Source organism: Paenibacillus sp. FSL R7-0313, assembly GCF_037969885.1.
Classification (GTDB): domain Bacteria; phylum Bacillota; class Bacilli; order Paenibacillales; family Paenibacillaceae; genus Paenibacillus.
Genome location: NZ_CP150219.1, coordinates 6566180 through 6581555 on the forward strand (window position 1 = coordinate 6566180; position 15376 = coordinate 6581555).

General features: G+C 48.4%; 17 protein-coding genes and 4 tRNA genes. 11 read left to right on the top strand and 10 right to left on the bottom strand.

Going from position 1 to position 15376, the window contains the following annotated elements:
* The first annotated feature begins 284 nt into the window (after nt 1–284).
* On the top strand, nt 285–764 hold the full coding sequence (locus NSQ38_RS28815; protein ID WP_036610823.1) for a glutathione peroxidase: 480 nt from the start codon (nt 285–287) through the stop codon (nt 762–764).
* 147 nt (nt 765–911) lie between these two features.
* On the opposite strand, the gene NSQ38_RS28820 is transcribed toward NSQ38_RS28815, so the two are convergent.
* A tRNA-Leu gene (locus tag NSQ38_RS28820) sits at nt 912–994 on the bottom strand.
* 425 nt (nt 995–1419) lie between these two features.
* Between NSQ38_RS28820 and NSQ38_RS28825 the strand changes: the two genes are divergently transcribed.
* The 3 genes from NSQ38_RS28825 (at nt 1420) to NSQ38_RS28835 (ending at nt 3254) form a co-directional block, all read left to right on the top strand.
* Entirely contained in the window at nt 1420–2121 is a 702-nt protein-coding gene (locus tag NSQ38_RS28825) for an urease accessory UreF family protein (protein ID WP_162158974.1), read from the top strand.
* Between the two features lie 266 nt (nt 2122–2387).
* On the top strand, nt 2388–2591 hold the full coding sequence (locus NSQ38_RS28830; RefSeq protein WP_017690011.1) for a hypothetical protein: 204 nt from the start codon (nt 2388–2390) through the stop codon (nt 2589–2591).
* A 27-nt stretch (nt 2592–2618) separates the two neighbouring features.
* Nucleotides 2619–3254 (top strand): hypothetical protein, encoded by a 636-nt coding sequence (locus NSQ38_RS28835; protein WP_339785515.1) that lies wholly within the window; start codon nt 2619–2621, stop codon nt 3252–3254.
* A gap of 29 nt (nt 3255–3283) precedes the next feature.
* Here NSQ38_RS28835 and urtE read toward each other — a convergent pair whose 3' ends face one another.
* From urtE to urtA, 5 genes are all read right to left on the bottom strand, one after another.
* The gene (urtE, locus tag NSQ38_RS28840) at nt 3284–3979 is read right to left on the bottom strand and encodes an urea ABC transporter ATP-binding subunit UrtE (RefSeq protein ID WP_338592204.1); all 696 of its coding nucleotides are present in this window, start codon (nt 3977–3979) and stop codon (nt 3284–3286) included.
* Nucleotides 3957–4766, bottom strand: a complete 810-nt coding sequence (gene urtD, locus NSQ38_RS28845) for an urea ABC transporter ATP-binding protein UrtD (RefSeq protein ID WP_339785517.1) — start codon at nt 4764–4766, stop codon at nt 3957–3959. Before urtD ends, urtE begins: the two co-directional genes overlap by 23 nt.
* Nucleotides 4729–5820 carry an urea ABC transporter permease subunit UrtC gene (gene urtC / locus NSQ38_RS28850; RefSeq protein ID WP_339785520.1) on the bottom strand — a complete coding sequence of 364 codons (1092 nt, stop codon included), beginning with the start codon at nt 5818–5820 and terminating at the stop codon, nt 4729–4731. Before urtC ends, urtD begins: the two co-directional genes overlap by 38 nt.
* A gap of 21 nt (nt 5821–5841) precedes the next feature.
* Nucleotides 5842–6747, bottom strand: a complete 906-nt coding sequence (urtB, locus tag NSQ38_RS28855) for an urea ABC transporter permease subunit UrtB (protein WP_036610830.1) — start codon at nt 6745–6747, stop codon at nt 5842–5844.
* Between the two features lie 180 nt (nt 6748–6927).
* Entirely contained in the window at nt 6928–8178 is a 1251-nt protein-coding gene (gene urtA, locus NSQ38_RS28860) for an urea ABC transporter substrate-binding protein (protein WP_339785524.1), read from the bottom strand.
* Nucleotides 8179–8439: 261 nt separating this feature from the next.
* Here urtA and NSQ38_RS28865 point away from each other — a divergent pair, with 261 nt between their 5' ends.
* The 6 genes from NSQ38_RS28865 to NSQ38_RS28890 are packed head-to-tail and all read left to right on the top strand — an operon-like array spanning nt 8440 to nt 13223.
* Nucleotides 8440–8742 (top strand): urease subunit gamma, encoded by a 303-nt coding sequence (locus tag NSQ38_RS28865; protein ID WP_076209470.1) that lies wholly within the window; start codon nt 8440–8442, stop codon nt 8740–8742.
* Nucleotides 8743–8759: 17 nt separating this feature from the next.
* On the top strand, nt 8760–9149 hold the full coding sequence (locus NSQ38_RS28870; RefSeq protein ID WP_076209471.1) for an urease subunit beta: 390 nt from the start codon (nt 8760–8762) through the stop codon (nt 9147–9149).
* Nucleotides 9146–10864 (top strand): urease subunit alpha, encoded by a 1719-nt coding sequence (gene ureC / locus NSQ38_RS28875; RefSeq protein ID WP_091015311.1) that lies wholly within the window; start codon nt 9146–9148, stop codon nt 10862–10864. The genes NSQ38_RS28870 and ureC overlap by 4 nt, the downstream gene beginning before the upstream one ends.
* Nucleotides 10865–10897: 33 nt before the next feature.
* Nucleotides 10898–11593: an urease accessory UreF family protein gene (locus NSQ38_RS28880; RefSeq protein ID WP_339785527.1), complete on the top strand. Its 696-nt coding sequence runs from the start codon at nt 10898–10900 to the stop codon at nt 11591–11593.
* A 33-nt stretch (nt 11594–11626) separates the two neighbouring features.
* A complete protein-coding gene (gene ureG, locus NSQ38_RS28885; protein ID WP_017690021.1) occupies nt 11627–12346 on the top strand; it encodes an urease accessory protein UreG in 720 nt (239 codons plus the stop codon).
* Entirely contained in the window at nt 12321–13223 is a 903-nt protein-coding gene (locus tag NSQ38_RS28890; RefSeq protein ID WP_339785529.1) for an urease accessory protein UreD, read from the top strand. Before ureG ends, NSQ38_RS28890 begins: the two co-directional genes overlap by 26 nt.
* Nucleotides 13224–13334: 111 nt before the next feature.
* Here the strand turns inward: NSQ38_RS28890 and NSQ38_RS28895 are convergent, their stop codons facing one another.
* From NSQ38_RS28895 to NSQ38_RS28910, 4 genes are all read right to left on the bottom strand, one after another.
* Complete coding sequence (locus NSQ38_RS28895; protein WP_036610863.1) at nt 13335–13760, bottom strand: helix-turn-helix transcriptional regulator; 426 nt, start codon at nt 13758–13760, stop codon at nt 13335–13337.
* A gap of 169 nt (nt 13761–13929) precedes the next feature.
* Nucleotides 13930–14012 (bottom strand) — tRNA-Leu (locus NSQ38_RS28900).
* Nucleotides 14013–14029: 17 nt separating this feature from the next.
* Nucleotides 14030–14105: transfer RNA gene (locus NSQ38_RS28905), tRNA-Lys, on the bottom strand.
* A gap of 106 nt (nt 14106–14211) precedes the next feature.
* Nucleotides 14212–14283 (bottom strand) — tRNA-Glu (locus NSQ38_RS28910).
* A gap of 313 nt (nt 14284–14596) precedes the next feature.
* Here NSQ38_RS28910 and NSQ38_RS28915 point away from each other — a divergent pair.
* Nucleotides 14597–15373: a DeoR/GlpR family DNA-binding transcription regulator gene (locus NSQ38_RS28915; RefSeq protein WP_017690024.1), complete on the top strand. Its 777-nt coding sequence runs from the start codon at nt 14597–14599 to the stop codon at nt 15371–15373.
* Nucleotides 15374–15376 lie beyond the last annotated feature (3 nt).

Genomic DNA, 15376 nt, shown 5'->3' on the forward strand with positions numbered 1-15376 from the left:
TGAATCATACACCCGCGCCATGTCGGTGTAAAGTCCGCACAGATCACCGAATCGACAGATTTTCGGCAATACTCACATATAATAGCGCTTACAACAAGGTCATACTCTATCCATCTCTTTAAATCTATCTAATTCTCACTCTGACGAAAATCACTTCGCAATTCATTCACGTATTCTGCACAACTTGCCTGTTTTGGTGCTTTTAACACCATATTAGTTTTGCAATATTTAATTGCAACCAATATAATAGAAGATATAAGAGTAAATAAATGGAGGCGATTTAGATGACAGTCTACGATTACAAAGTGAATACCCTTCGCGGTCAAGAAGTTGAAATGTCCGACTACCGTGACAAAGTGCTCCTGATTGTGAATACGGCAAGCTCATGCGGACTTACCCCTCAATTCAAAGGTCTGCAAGAATTGCAAGACAAGTTCCAGGATGCGCCATTTGAAGTCCTTGGTTTTCCAAGTAACCAGTTTGCACAGGAAAAAGGTTCTTCCGATGATATTGCCGAGTTCTGTCAGATGAATTATGGCGTAAGCTTCCCTATGTTTGAGAAAATTGATGTGAACGGCTCAAGCGCTCACCCTCTCTTCCAGCACCTTAGCACAGAAGCTCCTGGCCTGCTCGGCTCCAAAGCAATCAAATGGAATTTCACCAAATTCCTTGTGGATCAGAACGGACAGGTCATTAAACGGTATGCTCCCAAAACAACACCGGACAAGATTGAAGAAGATATCAAGAACTTGCTGCAAAAATAATACATTGGCCACCCGTAGCCGGAAGGTAGAGCAGCATTGCCCCGGTAATGGATGGCCTTTTTTCTCAACTTTGATGTCAGACTGTTAAAAAAACAAAAAAAAGAAGCTTTCCATTAATGGAAAGCTTCTTCTTAATCGTTCATATGATGCGGTCGAGAGGACTCGAACCTCCACGGGCATACGCCCACTACCCCCTCAAGATAGCGTGTCTGCCATTCCACCACGACCGCATGTCGTAAATAATCGGCAACAGAATTGATTATACCGGGTTCAGAACTAAAAGTAAAGTATTTTTTAATACTTCTTTTACAGCTAGGTATTTTCCACAAAAAACGCATATTCTCGTCATCTTTACCCATGAACTGCATACATTAGATTTGATCCCCTCCTTTCCGGATTGAGCTGATCTTATTGATTCATTTATATCTAGTCCTCCCTGCACTTCGCAGATATTTAACCTTATATGTTATATAAAATAACACAAATATTGAATCCTAGATTTAATCCATTAAATTTCACGGATACTATTGACAAAAAGCGGACATTTATGGGATGATAACTATCATATAATTCGGATTTTTAAACATAAAGCAAACAAAAAGGAATATAAATGTCACTTTAAGTGACATTTAACGAACGCAGGAGGCGAATGATTGTGAACCGTGGGAATAAGCTGCTCGATTATGTCAAACTGCTTGATTCCTCTATTCAGGTTGGAGGGTTCACCCATTCCTTCGGCATGGATATCCATATCAGGGAGGGTACCATTCGTAATGCTGAAGATCTCGAATCATTCATGCGTTGTCAGTTGCATCCGAGCATCGTTCGTCTAGAAGGCATGGCCATCAAAGGCATCTATACCGCAGCAGATCACAAGGATACATGGCGGATAGCTCTAATCGACAAGCTCGTTCATGTTCAGCGAACCCCTGGAGATCTCAGAGAACAAGCTGCCGCCATGGGTAAACGATTGATCAGACTTGCACGCGCTCTGCACCCCTGGATTGAATTCAGCCAGCTCGAACAGATCTTTGCCAAATACGATTCGGTTGGCTGCCTCTCCACTGTTCACGCCTGGATTAACCACCACCTCGACATCCCGGTCGAGGAGGCGGTCCTTGGTTACCTGCATTCAGCCATGAATGCCTGCATAACCGAAGCCTCCAAAGTCATTCCCCTGAACAACGATACAACCAAGGATCTGATGGTCCGCCTGGCCACAGATCTGGAGAATGAATGGAAGACCGTCAGCGCCTCGGCTGCGGATGGACTGGCACAGCCAACCTCGATGTCCATGAAATCATTTTTTCCCAGTTTCCATATGCTTGGAGCTGGACTTCATGCCTACAGGGCCTAATCCTCTTCCTCCTCATACCTGCTCCCCTTTATTCAGACAAACTAAAAAACACGCGGCAACCTCCTTGCCGACGTGTTTTTTGTCATTTTATTTGTTTTATTTACGTATTTACGCCATTTATCATCACAAAATACACTTTTTTCCGTCTTTTTTAATTGTTAGATGACGAATTTACGTATATAATGAAACATACAGCTCGCATTTCTATATATTTTACATGAAGAAAGGGCGGCTGAATACTACATTCTAATCAGGGGTGAACCCTTTTGAACAAGAAAAAACCAGTTACTCCGTTCGGATGGGCCATCAAACGACGGCTAACCGAACTTCAAGTGGACCAGAAGACCTTTTGTGAACAGCATGGCATCCCACCCTATCGTTTATCCAATCTCATTCACGGCACACGCAAAGCAACCCGATTCAGGCACCTGGTCGCTGATATTTTGGATATTCCAGATGAACTGAGATAAGATTTCTGCCAAAGGAGGGTCCTATCCATGAGACATGTTACATCCGATCTGGAGAGGCTGTCGTTCCAGTCCATACGTCACCAACTCATCATCATTGATCACAATTGGATTATCCAAAGTTGTAACCGTGCCTGGCAACAAGGACTCGGTCAATGCTCACCATCCCCGGATACACACAGTAATCATAGACATTACCTGCATCTGACGGAAGCCTGGGCAAAACGAGGCAAGAACGCTAACATGGCACTTGTCGCACAGAATTTGAAAGAACGCGGAATACCCTTTAATCGAAATCATACATATGACATCTGCGTGTATACTGTATACAATGAAAAGAGGTGGTTTCGTGTAGAACTCACCCCTCTATCTTATGCAAATTCAATTCAGGATACCGATCTCGCTTTGATTGCACACATGGATATTACCGAACAGAGAAAGACAGAACACCAATTGAAGAAGGCATTGTCTGAAGTGCGCACATTGCGCGGACTGCTGCCTATTTGCGCCGTCTGCAAACAAATCAAGGACGAAGAGGAACACTGGAACTCCGTTGAGAGTTATCTGGAGAAGCATACCCACGCCGAATTCACCCATGACATCTGTCCGGAATGCATCCGGCGGTTATATCCCAAATACTCGAATATCCTGGACAAGCGTTCCTGAAACCTCTCCACTCGCCACACTAACTACAACTACACGGAGAGATGATGTTCAAACTGCGACATATCCAATTCTTGCGGTGTCCCATGCAGGGTTATGGCCCCTTTGTCCATGATATAGATGTAGTCTGCGGCACTCCGTACAAAATCAATACTCTGCTCTACCAGCAGAACCGAGAGGTTCCCCTTTGCCTTGAGCTGCAAAATAACCTGCCGAATGTCCTCCACGATAGAAGGCTGGATGCCTTCTGTCGGCTCATCAAGGAGCAACAACCCCGGACGCGAAGCCAATGCCCGAGCGAATGCCAACTGTTGCTGCTGTCCACCACTCAGATCCCCGCCCTGCCGTCCATACATCGTAGCAAGCACTGGAAACATCGCCAGTACATCCTCCGGGAACGTTTTTACTCCCGGTGCACTTGTCTCCAGACCGAGCAATAAGTTTTCTTTCACCGTAAGCTGCGGGAAAATCTCCCGCCCCTGCGGTACATAACCAATCCCCGCCCTTGCCCGCTTGGCTGTATCCAAGGTGGATAACTCCTGGTTTTGCCACTGAATACTGCCCTTGCGTGTTTTGAGCAGCCCCATTAATGTTTTCATCAACGTTGTTTTCCCTACACCGTTGCGGCCCATCAGACACACCACCTGTCCTGGCTGTACATCCAGGTTCACACCACGAAGCACATTGCTTTCGCCGTAGCCGGATTCAATTCGTTGCAGCGACAGCATGGTCATCCCTCCTTTTGCCCAGATACACTTCTGCCACTTTCGGGTCTGCCTGTACCTCCGCCATCGTACCTTCCTTCAGCAATTTCCCTTCATGCATCACCGTTACCTTGGCTGCGAACTCTCGCACAAACTCCATATCATGCTCCACCACCACAACCGAGCGTTCACGCGCAATCTCTTGCAGAAGTCGCCCGGTCTTGTGTGTTTCTTCATCCGTCATGCCTGCAGCTGGTTCGTCCAGCAACAACACCCGTGGCTCCTGCAGAAGCAACATGCCGATCTCCAGCCACTGCTTCTCCCCATGTGATAACGCTCCTGCACGAGCATCAACGCGGTCTTGCAGACCAATCTGGAGGGTAACAACCTCCATGGCAGCACTCATTTTCCCATATCTCCGAATACCGATGGCTTGCAAAGGGGAACGGCGAGTCTCCGCCGCCAGCGTCAGATTCTCCTGCACCGTCAGACCCGCAAAGATCGATGGCGCCTGGAATTTGCGTCCCACCCCTTTGCGAACTATCTGGTGCTCCTTCAGTCTTGTTAATTCCGTACCATCCGCCATCTTTACCGAGCCGGACATCGGTTTGGTTTTGCCGCATATCACATCCAGCATCGTTGTTTTCCCAGCACCATTGGGTCCGATCAGAAAATGCAGGTCATGTTCATGCAGCTTCAGATTCATGCCTTTGACAGCAACGAACCCACCAAAGGCCACCGTAATATCCTCGGCTACCAACACCGTCGATTCCTCAGTAGACTTCAGGTTTTTCCCGAGTGACTTGGACATGCGCACTCTCTCCTCTCCGCTTCAGCAAACGAACGATATGACGATACACACCTACAATTCCGTTTGGCATGAACAAAACTACCGTTACAAAGAGCCCGCCAATGACAAACAGCCACCCTTCAGGGTAAGCCTCACTTATGCCTGTTTTGGCCGCATTCAGCACCACCGCTCCGATGACCGCTCCAATAAGCGTACCGCGACCACCCAACGCAACCCACAGGACCATCTCAATGGAGGGCACAATCCCCATCATCGATGGCGAGATAATACCCACCTGAAGAACAAACAACATGCCCGCGATGCCTGCAAGCGCACCGGAAAAAGCAAAAGCCAGCGTTTTATATCCTGCCGGATCATATCCGAGGAATCGTACCCGATTCTCCCCATCCCGCGCAGCTTCGAGCACTTGGCCGAACCGACTGTTCACCATTCGACGACAGAGCATATATGCGATCACCAGAACAGCAAGCGTTATATAGTAGAGAGCAATCGTCGTTCCAGCGGAATGAAGTGTAAAACCAAAGATCGAATTATATCCGGTAATGCCATTTGTTCCACCCGTCCATTCCTGTTTACCAACAAAGAGTGTTACCGTAATAAGAACCAAGGCTTGAGTCAGGATGGTAAAATAAACACCGGTGATCCGGTTACGGAACGTAAACCACCCCAGGGCAAAGGCAAGCAATGCCGGAAGGGCTATCCCCAATAACAGCGCCACCGGGAAAGAGCGAAATGGTTCCCAGAACCATGGCAGACCACTGAGACCACTCCATCCCATGAAGTCAGGAAGCGTTGCTCCACTGGCCTGAAGCTTCAGATACATCGCCATCGCGTATCCACCTAGCCCAAAGAACACACCATGCCCAAGACTCAACACACCCCCATAACCCCAGATCAGATCGAGACCAATGGCCAGGATTGCCAGCGCCAAAAACTTGGCTAACAGACTTAGACGAAACTCCGTGGAGATCAGTGGAGCAAGACACATCATGATGAGTACAACCGCCCAGATAATCCTCATTTTGAGACTGCCAGTCTTGAGTAAAGCGGACATGAACTAACCCCCTTTTTCACGTTAATCGAGACTTCGTGTACGCATCGCGACCAAACCGCGTGGTTTCCATTGCAGAAAAGCAACGATACATACAAACACGAGCACCTTGCCAATGGAAGCCGATGTATAGGTTTCGAATAGCGTGTTGAACATACCAATCCCCAATGCACCACACACGGTTCCGACCAATTTTCCCACACCACCCAGGACAACGACCATGAACGCATCCACAATATAATACGTACCAAGTGAAGGACCAATCGGACCAATGAGCGTTAATGCACAGCCAGCAATTCCGGCAATGCCCGAACCAATCGCAAAGGTCATGCCATCTACCCGCCTGGTCGAAATCCCAAGACACCCCGCCATGCTCCGATTTTGCATTACAGCCCTCATTCGTCTTCCGGAAGACGTTCGATAGATATAGAGATACATACACAGCAGCACAACCGCAACCAGTGCAATAATGAAAATTCGTTTATATGGGAATACAATGCCATCCGAGATCGCCAATCCCCCATTGAGCCAGGCCGGACTAGATACTCCTACATTTGGCGCTCCGAATATCGTACGGGCCAGTTGTTGCAGCATCATGCCTACACCCCATGTCGCAAGCAGACTGTCCAGCGGCCTGCCATATAGATGCCTGATCAGCACCACTTCAAGCAACCAGCCAATCAGAGCCGCTACAATGAACGCAATCGGTAGAGCCACAACAAAGTAGGCACCAAACCACGCCGCTGGAGCATAGGACATAAACAGATTTTGTGTTACATACGTTGCATATGCACCGATCATGATCAGTTCACCGTGAGCCATATTGATGACATTCATCAGCCCAAACGTTACTGCAAGCCCCAATGCAATCAACAACAGAATTGAACTGATACTCAGACCGTTGAACATCTGCAGGATAAACATATCCATCGCTATCCCCTCCTCCATACCGTGACTCTCGACATTTCACAACTTAAATTAGCGGCAGCAATATTTTTCATATCACAGTAACGCTTTACCGCAATGCGGTGAGAGGATGTGTTGTCACACCCTCGTTTATGTGTCGGCTGCTTTGAAGCGAGTTGCCTGTTTTATTGCGAGGTTTCTATGTTATTTAGCGCTGAGGGAAGCTCCCCAATCATACGTTTTCAGATAAGGGTCCGGCTTGACAGGCGCACCAGAATTCCACAATTCCTTGAACTGCCCATCTTCCTGCACCTCACCGATCCGTACGGTTTTGTAGATATGCTGATTCTCTCCATCCACGGTTACCTTACCTTCCGGGGCATCAAACTCCAGACCCTTGGCAGCCGCCTTCACCTTCTCTACGTCGGTTGATCCTGCTTTTTCCACCGCCGCTTTCCAGAGATAAACCGCCACATATCCCGCTTCAATCGGATCAGCAGTCACTCGATCAGCACCGTATTTTTCTTTGTACTTGGCAACAAATGTAGCATTTTCAGGTGTATCGGTTGTCTGATAATAATTCCACGAAGCCAGATGCCCCTTCAATACGTCTGCGCCAATACCACGGATTTCTTCCTCCGCCACACTTACCGAGAGGGTTGTCATCTGATCCGAGGAGATTCCGGCATCCTTCAATTGTTTGAAGAAGGCCACATTGCTGTCTCCGTTCAGCGTATTGTATACAATATCCGGCTTCGCAGCCTTGATTTTGCTTATGATGGTACTGTAATCGGTATGGCCCAGCGGTGTGTATTCTTCACCCACCACTTCGCCGCCCTCTGCTGCGAGTTGTGCCTTAATGACCTGATTGGCCGTTTTCGGAAATACATAATCTGAACCGAGCAGATAAAACGTCTTGCCCCTGTTCTCCAGTAACCAGGTTACAGATGGAACGATCTGCTGATTGGTTGTTGCTCCTGTATAAAAAATATTTGGCGATGATTCCAATCCTTCATATTGTACCGGGTAAAATAACAGACCTTTGTTCTGTTCGAACACTGGGAGCATAGCCTTCCGACTTGCAGAGGTCCATCCACCAAATACTGCAGCGACCTTATCTTGTTGTAGTAGCTTCCCAGCTTTCTCCGCAAAAGTAGGCCAATCCGAAGCGCCATCCTCAATTACAGGCTCGATCTGTTTACCCAAAACTCCGCCCGCGGCGTTGATCTCTTCAATAGCAAGCATCTCGGCATCTTTAACAGATACCTCACTGATCGCCATCGTTCCGCTGAGAGAGTGAAGAATGCCAACTTTAATCGTATCACCGGAGGCAGCCGGCTCTCCTGTACCACCTGAACCCGAAGCTTCAGGCGGCGCAGTGCCCTCCACACATCCTGTCATCACAATGACCACACCGAGCAAAATACTCCATAACTTGACCGACCTCTTCTTCAATAGCCTACACTCCCTTTTTTTAGTCTATTGACGAACATTAAGGTCATTTGTGTCCGAAATGTTCGTTGATCCAAATTATGGAGGGTTACACTCTTCATGTCAATATAGCTTACATAATTTTATTTCATGCCTACTCGTTTCATGCATACTGCTAATATGCCTTGAAGCTTATTGACAAAGGATTCACCCTGTGTGAGTATATTTAACATATAACATGATCCATGAACATATCAGACATTATAAGCGAAAGGTCGGATTGCCTTGCACTGGACTGAGCAGGAAAAGGAAAAACTCCTGATTACCGTGGCCGCTAACCTCGCCCGTGAACGAAGAGCACGCGGACTCAAGTTGAATGTTCCCGAAGCCATCGCCTTGTTGACCTCCGAACTGATGGAACGAGCACGGGATGGAATGAGTGTTGCCGAATTAATGAGATACGGAGGCACCATCCTGACACGTGAAGACTGTATGGATGGTGTTCCCGATATGATTCCTGAAGTACAGGTAGAAGCCACATTTCCTGACGGTACGAAACTGGTTACTGTACACGAACCTATACGCTGAGAAAGGCAGGAGAAACCATGATTCCTGGTGAATACCGTTTGAAGCCAGATGACGACATCATCTGTCATCCGGATCGTTTAACCCTACGACTCATTGTCCTTAACCGCGGCGACCGCCCCGTCCAGGTCGGCTCTCACGTTCACTTTTATGAAGTTAATGCAGCACTGGACTTTGATCGCACGTCAGCTTTTGGACATCGCCTGCACATTCCGGCAGGCACCGCAGTCCGCTTCGAACCTGGTGAAGAGAAACCTGTTGAACTCACAACCTTTGGCGGCAAACGCCAGATTCACGGGTTCAACGGATTAACCGAAGGCTCTGCGGATCAAGCTCCTGATCCACTGAAACTGGAGGCATTCCTGAAGACGTTCTCCCCTCCCATACAAGATGGGGGTGAATCTTCATGAAACGAATGAGCCGTGAACAGTACGCGTCCATGTTTGGACCGACAACCGGCGATGCCGTAAGACTTGCAGATACCGAACTATGGGCAGAGATTGAACATGATTATGCCGTATACGGAGATGAGAGCAAGTTCGGGGGCGGCAAGGTTATCCGCGACGGGATGGGCCAGTCTACGACTGCTCTGCGAAGTGACGGCACTCCTGATACCGTTATCACCAACGCTATCATTATCGATCATTGGGGCATTGTAAAAGCGGATATCGGCATTCGGGATGGTCACATCTGCGCCATCGGCAAATCCGGTAACCCGGATACAATGGATGGCGTTCATCCCGCACTGGTCATCGGTGCTTCCACCGAAATCATCGCCGGTGAAGGCATGATTGTAACTGCTGGCGGCATTGATACCCATATTCATTTCATCTGCCCACAGCAGATTCAGACTGCATTATCCTCCGGGGTCACGACCATGATCGGCGGCGGAACAGGACCCGCAACAGGAACCAAAGCCACCACCTGCACACCAGGAGCCTGGCACATCCACCGGATGTTAGAATCGGCAGAGGCTTTTCCCATGAACATCGGTTACCTTGGCAAAGGCAACAGTTCCAGTACCGCACCTTTAATCGAACAGATTGAAGCGGGTGTAATCGGCCTGAAGCTGCATGAAGATTGGGGCACTACCCCGAGCGCTATCGATGCCTGCCTGACTGCCGCCGGGGAACATGATGTTCAAGTCGCTATCCACACCGATACATTGAACGAAACCGGATTTCTCGAAAACACCCTGGCTGCGATCAACGGCCGGACGATCCACACGTACCATACGGAAGGCGCTGGTGGCGGACACGCACCGGATATTATCCGGGCCGCTGGGGAGTCCTACGTTATCCCCTCATCAACCAACCCAACACGACCGTACACACGCAACACCGTAGAAGAGCACCTTGATATGTTGATGGTGTGTCACCATCTGGACCCTTCCATCCCGGAAGATGTCGCTTTTGCCGATTCACGGATTCGTCCCGAAACCATCGCAGCAGAAGACATTTTGCATGATCTTGGCGTGTTCAGCATCATCAGTTCCGATTCACAGGCCATGGGCCGAGTGGGCGAAGTCATTATCCGTACGTGGCAGACAGCCGACAAAATGAAAAAACAGCGCGGTAAACTTGAACTCAACCCGGATTCTCCCTCCGATAACGATCGGATCAAGAGATATGTCGCCAAATACACCATCAATCCAGCTATCGCACACGGAATCGGTCATCTCGTCGGTTCGGTGGAAGTTGGAAAGCTGGCCGATCTAATCATATGGAAACCGGCTTACTTCGGAGTTAAACCCGAGATTGTCATCAAGGGTGGCATGATTACATTCGCCCAGATGGGTGATCCCAATGCATCCATCCCGACACCTCAGCCGGTATTTGGCAGACCCATGTTCGGAGCTTATGGGAGCGCCATTGCCAGCGGATCCATCACCTTTGTCTCCCAAGCCGCAGCAGATGCGGGGATCAAAGAGTCATTGGGCCTGAAAAAGCGGGTTGAACCCGTCAAGGGCTGTCGCTCGGTCAGTAAAAAAGACATGATTCATAACGACGTCACCCCTGTCATTGAAGTCGATCCCGAGACCTATGAGGTGCGCGCCGACGGCGAGCTTCTCACCTGTGAACCCGCAGACGAGTTGCCTATGGCACAGCGGTACTTTATGTTTTGATAGAAATACGGATTAGCTGATAAGGGGGCACTCATGATGAACAGTGGCACGAAGCTACTCCGTTATGTTCAGCTGCTGGATTCGGCCCTGCCCATCGGTGGTTTCTCCCATTCCTTCGGTCTGGAAGCTTACACGCATGATGGCACCGTGCAAAATACCGCGCAGCTTGAACAGTTTATTCGCAGCCAACTTCATTCCAGTCTTGTACGACTAGATGGTCTTGCCATCAAAGGCGTCTATCAGGCGATAAAACAGCAAGATGCCGCTCTACTTGCCCTGTATGATAAACGTGTCCACGCCCAGCGCTCCCCTCGGGAACTCAGGGAAAGCGGCCACAAAATGGGAAAACGACTGCTCAAGCTGGCCCGTTCACTCTATCCATGGATGGACTTTTCCCTGATTGATAAGGCCATCCGGGAACATGGCGCGTATTGCGGCATCACGACCATTCACGGTTATATCAACTATCAGTTGGAGATTGAATTGGATGAAGCCGTTACCGGGCATCTGTATACCTCAGTGAACGCTTATGTGAACAGCGCACTTCGCCTGCTGCCCATCGGACAAACCGAAGCGCAGATGTTGATTCAGAAACTGCTTGATGATATCGAAGCGGAATGGGCTCTCATACGGGACAATGACCCCGAAGATATGCACAGCTTCGGAATCGCCCAGGAAATCTACGCCATGCGGCATGAGACCTTACCCGCGCGGCTGTTTATGTCTTAACTACAACTTTTATCTAACCAAGGAGGAATTGTTATGTGTGGAGGAGCTAATCATACGCATCATCCAGAGTGGGAACGTAAGGCATTTGATCGGAGTCGTCCGATGCGAATTGGAATTGGTGGACCGGTAGGCTCAGGTAAAACAGCCCTGGTGGAGAAGCTGTCCAAGGCACTGCGTACACGTTATAGCCTTGCTGTCATCACGAATGACATTTATACCAAGGAAGATGCCGAAATCTTGCTGCGTCAGAATGCACTGGCACCAGAGCGCATTATTGGCGTAGAGACAGGCGGATGCCCGCACACCGCTATTCGTGAGGATGCCTCCATGAATTTCGAAGCAGTTGACGAGTTAATTGAACGTTTCCCGGATCTGCAACTGATCTTTATCGAGAGCGGTGGTGACAATCTCTCTGCTGCATTCAGTCCGGAACTCGCTGATGTGTTCATCTACATTATCGACGTTGCCCAAGGGGAGAAACTTCCTCGCAAAGGCGGTCCTGGCATCACGCGTTCAGATCTGTTGTTAATCAACAAAACCGACCTTGCCCCTTACGTTGGAGCAAGCCTGGAAGTTATGAAAAATGATACCGAGCGGGTACGCGAAGGCCGCCCTTATGTCATGTCTAATCTAATGAGCGGTGAAGGTGTATCCGAGATTGTCCACTGGCTTGAACATCAATATATGGATGACGATGCTTCCGCTGCACATCTGCATTCACACAGCCATGAACATGGCACTCACTCGCATTAATTTATCTTCTGTCCCCACGGGAACAGAGATAAATGGGAATGAAAGTGCAGGTGCGCCCGTCACACGCCGCAGCGAGCTTCGGGCCACCTTTGCCTTCCAAGGCGACCGGACTGTCATGACTGATCGTTATTACAGCGCACCTCTCCGGTTTAGCCGATCCTTTCGACCTCCCGGAGGCGGAACCGAATTATGTGTGTACACGTCAGACGTCTCTCCCGGAGTCCTTAACGGGGATCATTATCATTCCGAGTGGGAATTAGGTGAAGGTACCCATGTCATGCTGAGCAGCACATCTGCTACCAGACTTCATCCTACACCTTCCATTCCCTCATCCGTTAATCATCACTTTCGGTTGGGAAAAGGGGCCACGCTGGAATACTTTCCTGAATGCGTCATTCCCTTCAAAGGAAGTTCTTCTTCGCTCGCTGTAACCTTTGAGCTGGAAGAAAGGGCAATCTTGGCCTATGCAGATATCTGGTCTGCCGGACGGATTCATCGGGGAGAAGTTTTCCAATTCGAGCGTTACCGCAGCTTGACGGAGATATGGCAAGGTGAACAACTGGCTGTCTGGGATCGATTCGGACTCGAACCGGATACCGATGATCCCAAACACTCCGCGTCTCTCCTTCACTATACCCATACCGCTGCGTTGTGGATGATCGCACCGGGGCTTGGTACTGCGGAGTTGGAGCAAGTCAGATCCGCGCTGCCACCAGATGGACGGATGCTCGCAGGTGCAAGTTTGCTGGCAACCGGAGGCATCGGCGTTCGACTCCTTGGCATGGCAGCTTGGGAGCTTCAGGAGCAGTGTCTTCAGATCTGGAACACACTCCGCCCCCATCTGCTGGGCAAAGAAACTCTTGTCTTTCGTAAATAAGGGCATGAAGCATGCATGGTTAATACAAAAAACCTCTGAACTGTCTCCGAGTGTGTTCGGATTAGTCCAGAGGTTTTTGTACATTCAGTCTATGGATGCTGCTCATATCACTTACGCTTCGTTTTCCTCAGAATCGTTCTCTGATTTGTTCTCAGGTTTGTAGCGATAGTCGCCTGCATCCTTACTTTCTTTCGATTTGCGGTAACGGGTGAACTCAATATATTCGCTGATAAAAGACTGTTCCACAGTCGATAATTCACTTTCTTGGCAATTCAATTGCCGCAAAACGTCAAAAAAATAATCCTCCCGTTTTTCCCGAACCATCGCTTCCTTCGATGGGCGTCCAATCATGAGCCAGTCGAGGCTCACATCAAAAAACGAAGCAATCTCAATTAATTTATTCGTACTCGGAATAGACTTGCCACGTTTCCAATCACCCAGATTGCCTGTGCTAATCTTCAGCTGTTGGCAGAAAGCCTTCTTGGTCATTCCTCGTTCGGCAATCAGGTGTTCAATTCGCTCATAGATCGACTGCATACAAGAACCGCCTTCCAACCGTAATAATCAACTCATCTGCTTGAATTATACCACATTATTCCTGAATGCTCAGCCTTTATATGCCTGGCACAGAATGATGTATATCGTATAACACAAAGATAGACTCCCATGAATGATCATAGAAGTCTATCTTATATTGTTGCTGTGATGCGGTCGAGAGGACTCGAACCTCCACGGGTATACACCCACTACCCCCTCAAGATAGCGTGTCTGCCATTCCACCACGACCGCATATTCAATTGTAAAAATGGTGAGCCATGAAGGGCTCGAACCTTCGACACCCTGATTAAAAGTCAGGTGCTCTACCAACTGAGCTAATGGCTCTTGCTGTAAACTTCACCGGATGTGCCATGCTTCATTCTTGTCTATAAGAGCAATGACTTTGAGGATTACTCATCGAAAATGTAGATCTCATGAGGTGGTGAAGATATGACCCGTAGGGGATTCGAACCCCTGTTACCTCCGTGAAAGGGAGGTGTCTTAACCCCTTGACCAACGGGCCTTAATAACAAGTTGTCTTTCTTGGCGACAAGAATGAGTATACCACAGGACAATTTGAACTTGCAATACTTTTTTTAAAATTTATTTTTCAAGCGTTTTTGTCTTTGGCACACGGCTCTTCAGATCCCTAATATTAGCCATTTCCCCATTCATGCCAGTGTCATCCCCGTGCAGGAACAATGTTAACTATTCATGAAAACACTTATAAAAACTTACGTTCACTTATAATATTGCAAATCACATTAAGAATACTTATAATTAAAGTATCAGTATAAGTATAAGTACGGTCATCCATACACTCGGAGGTGACATGTTTGTTTCAAGAAGAACGAATGCAGCTCATTGTTGAACATCTACGCAAACACAATCGCATCTCAGCCGATGATATTGTCGCCTTGTTTGATGTATCACGGGATACTGCACGCAGGGATCTGATTAAGCTTGAGGAACAGGATGCCATTATCCGAACACGTGGCGGCGCGATTCTCCCCCCTCCTCCGCAAGAATTCAGATCCTACAAAGACCGTTTACTCGATGTATCTGAGGAAAAGAGGGCCATCGGCAAACTCGCTGCGGCCATTGTAAGGCAAGGCGAGATCATTATTCTGGACTCTTCCACGACTGTGCAGGCCTGTGCCGAGAACTTGAACGGCAAATCCTGTACCGTCATTACTAATTCGATTCATTCCGCTGATCTTCTCTCCAATCACACTGCTGTCCAGATTCGTTTGCTCGGAGGCAAAGTAGATAAGGAACAACGTTATGTCTACGGTACCTCTGTTATCGAGACCCTCTCCCACTATTATGTAGATAAAGCCTTTATCGGTATTGGCGGTATCACCATGGATGGCTTCAGCGCTTCCGAAGAGGAAGGGAAAATTAAACACCAAATGATGAAAGCTGCCAAGAAGGTTGTTGTTCTTGCAGATCAATCCAAGTTTGATAGACGTTATGGTTATCGTTTTGCCGACTGGTCATTGGTGGATGTATTGATTACGGATCAATGGCCAACCAAAGAATGGCTTGTTTTTCTAGCCGAACAACAGGTTGAGATTCTCATTCCTGAACCAACAGATGATAAGGAGTTGTAAATA

Excerpts from the sequence above, each read along its gene's own strand:
- NSQ38_RS28815 (WP_036610823.1), top strand. The coding sequence starts at position 285 with ATGACAGTCTACGATTACAAAGTGAATACCCTTCGCGGTCAAGAAGTT.
- NSQ38_RS28835 (WP_339785515.1), top strand. The coding sequence starts at position 2,619 with ATGAGACATGTTACATCCGATCTGGAGAGGCTGTCGTTCCAGTCCATA.
- urtE (WP_338592204.1), bottom strand. The coding sequence starts at position 3,979 with ATGCTGTCGCTGCAACGAATTGAATCCGGCTACGGCGAAAGCAATGTG.
- urtD (WP_339785517.1), bottom strand. The coding sequence starts at position 4,766 with ATGTCCAAGTCACTCGGGAAAAACCTGAAGTCTACTGAGGAATCGACG.
- urtC (WP_339785520.1), bottom strand. The coding sequence starts at position 5,820 with ATGTCCGCTTTACTCAAGACTGGCAGTCTCAAAATGAGGATTATCTGG.
- urtB (WP_036610830.1), bottom strand. The coding sequence starts at position 6,747 with ATGGATATGTTTATCCTGCAGATGTTCAACGGTCTGAGTATCAGTTCA.
- NSQ38_RS28870 (WP_076209471.1), top strand. The coding sequence starts at position 8,760 with ATGATTCCTGGTGAATACCGTTTGAAGCCAGATGACGACATCATCTGT.
- ureC (WP_091015311.1), top strand. The coding sequence starts at position 9,146 with ATGAAACGAATGAGCCGTGAACAGTACGCGTCCATGTTTGGACCGACA.
- NSQ38_RS28880 (WP_339785527.1), top strand. The coding sequence starts at position 10,898 with ATGATGAACAGTGGCACGAAGCTACTCCGTTATGTTCAGCTGCTGGAT.
- ureG (WP_017690021.1), top strand. The coding sequence starts at position 11,627 with ATGTGTGGAGGAGCTAATCATACGCATCATCCAGAGTGGGAACGTAAG.
- NSQ38_RS28890 (WP_339785529.1), top strand. The coding sequence starts at position 12,321 with ATGAACATGGCACTCACTCGCATTAATTTATCTTCTGTCCCCACGGGA.
- NSQ38_RS28895 (WP_036610863.1), bottom strand. The coding sequence starts at position 13,760 with ATGCAGTCGATCTATGAGCGAATTGAACACCTGATTGCCGAACGAGGA.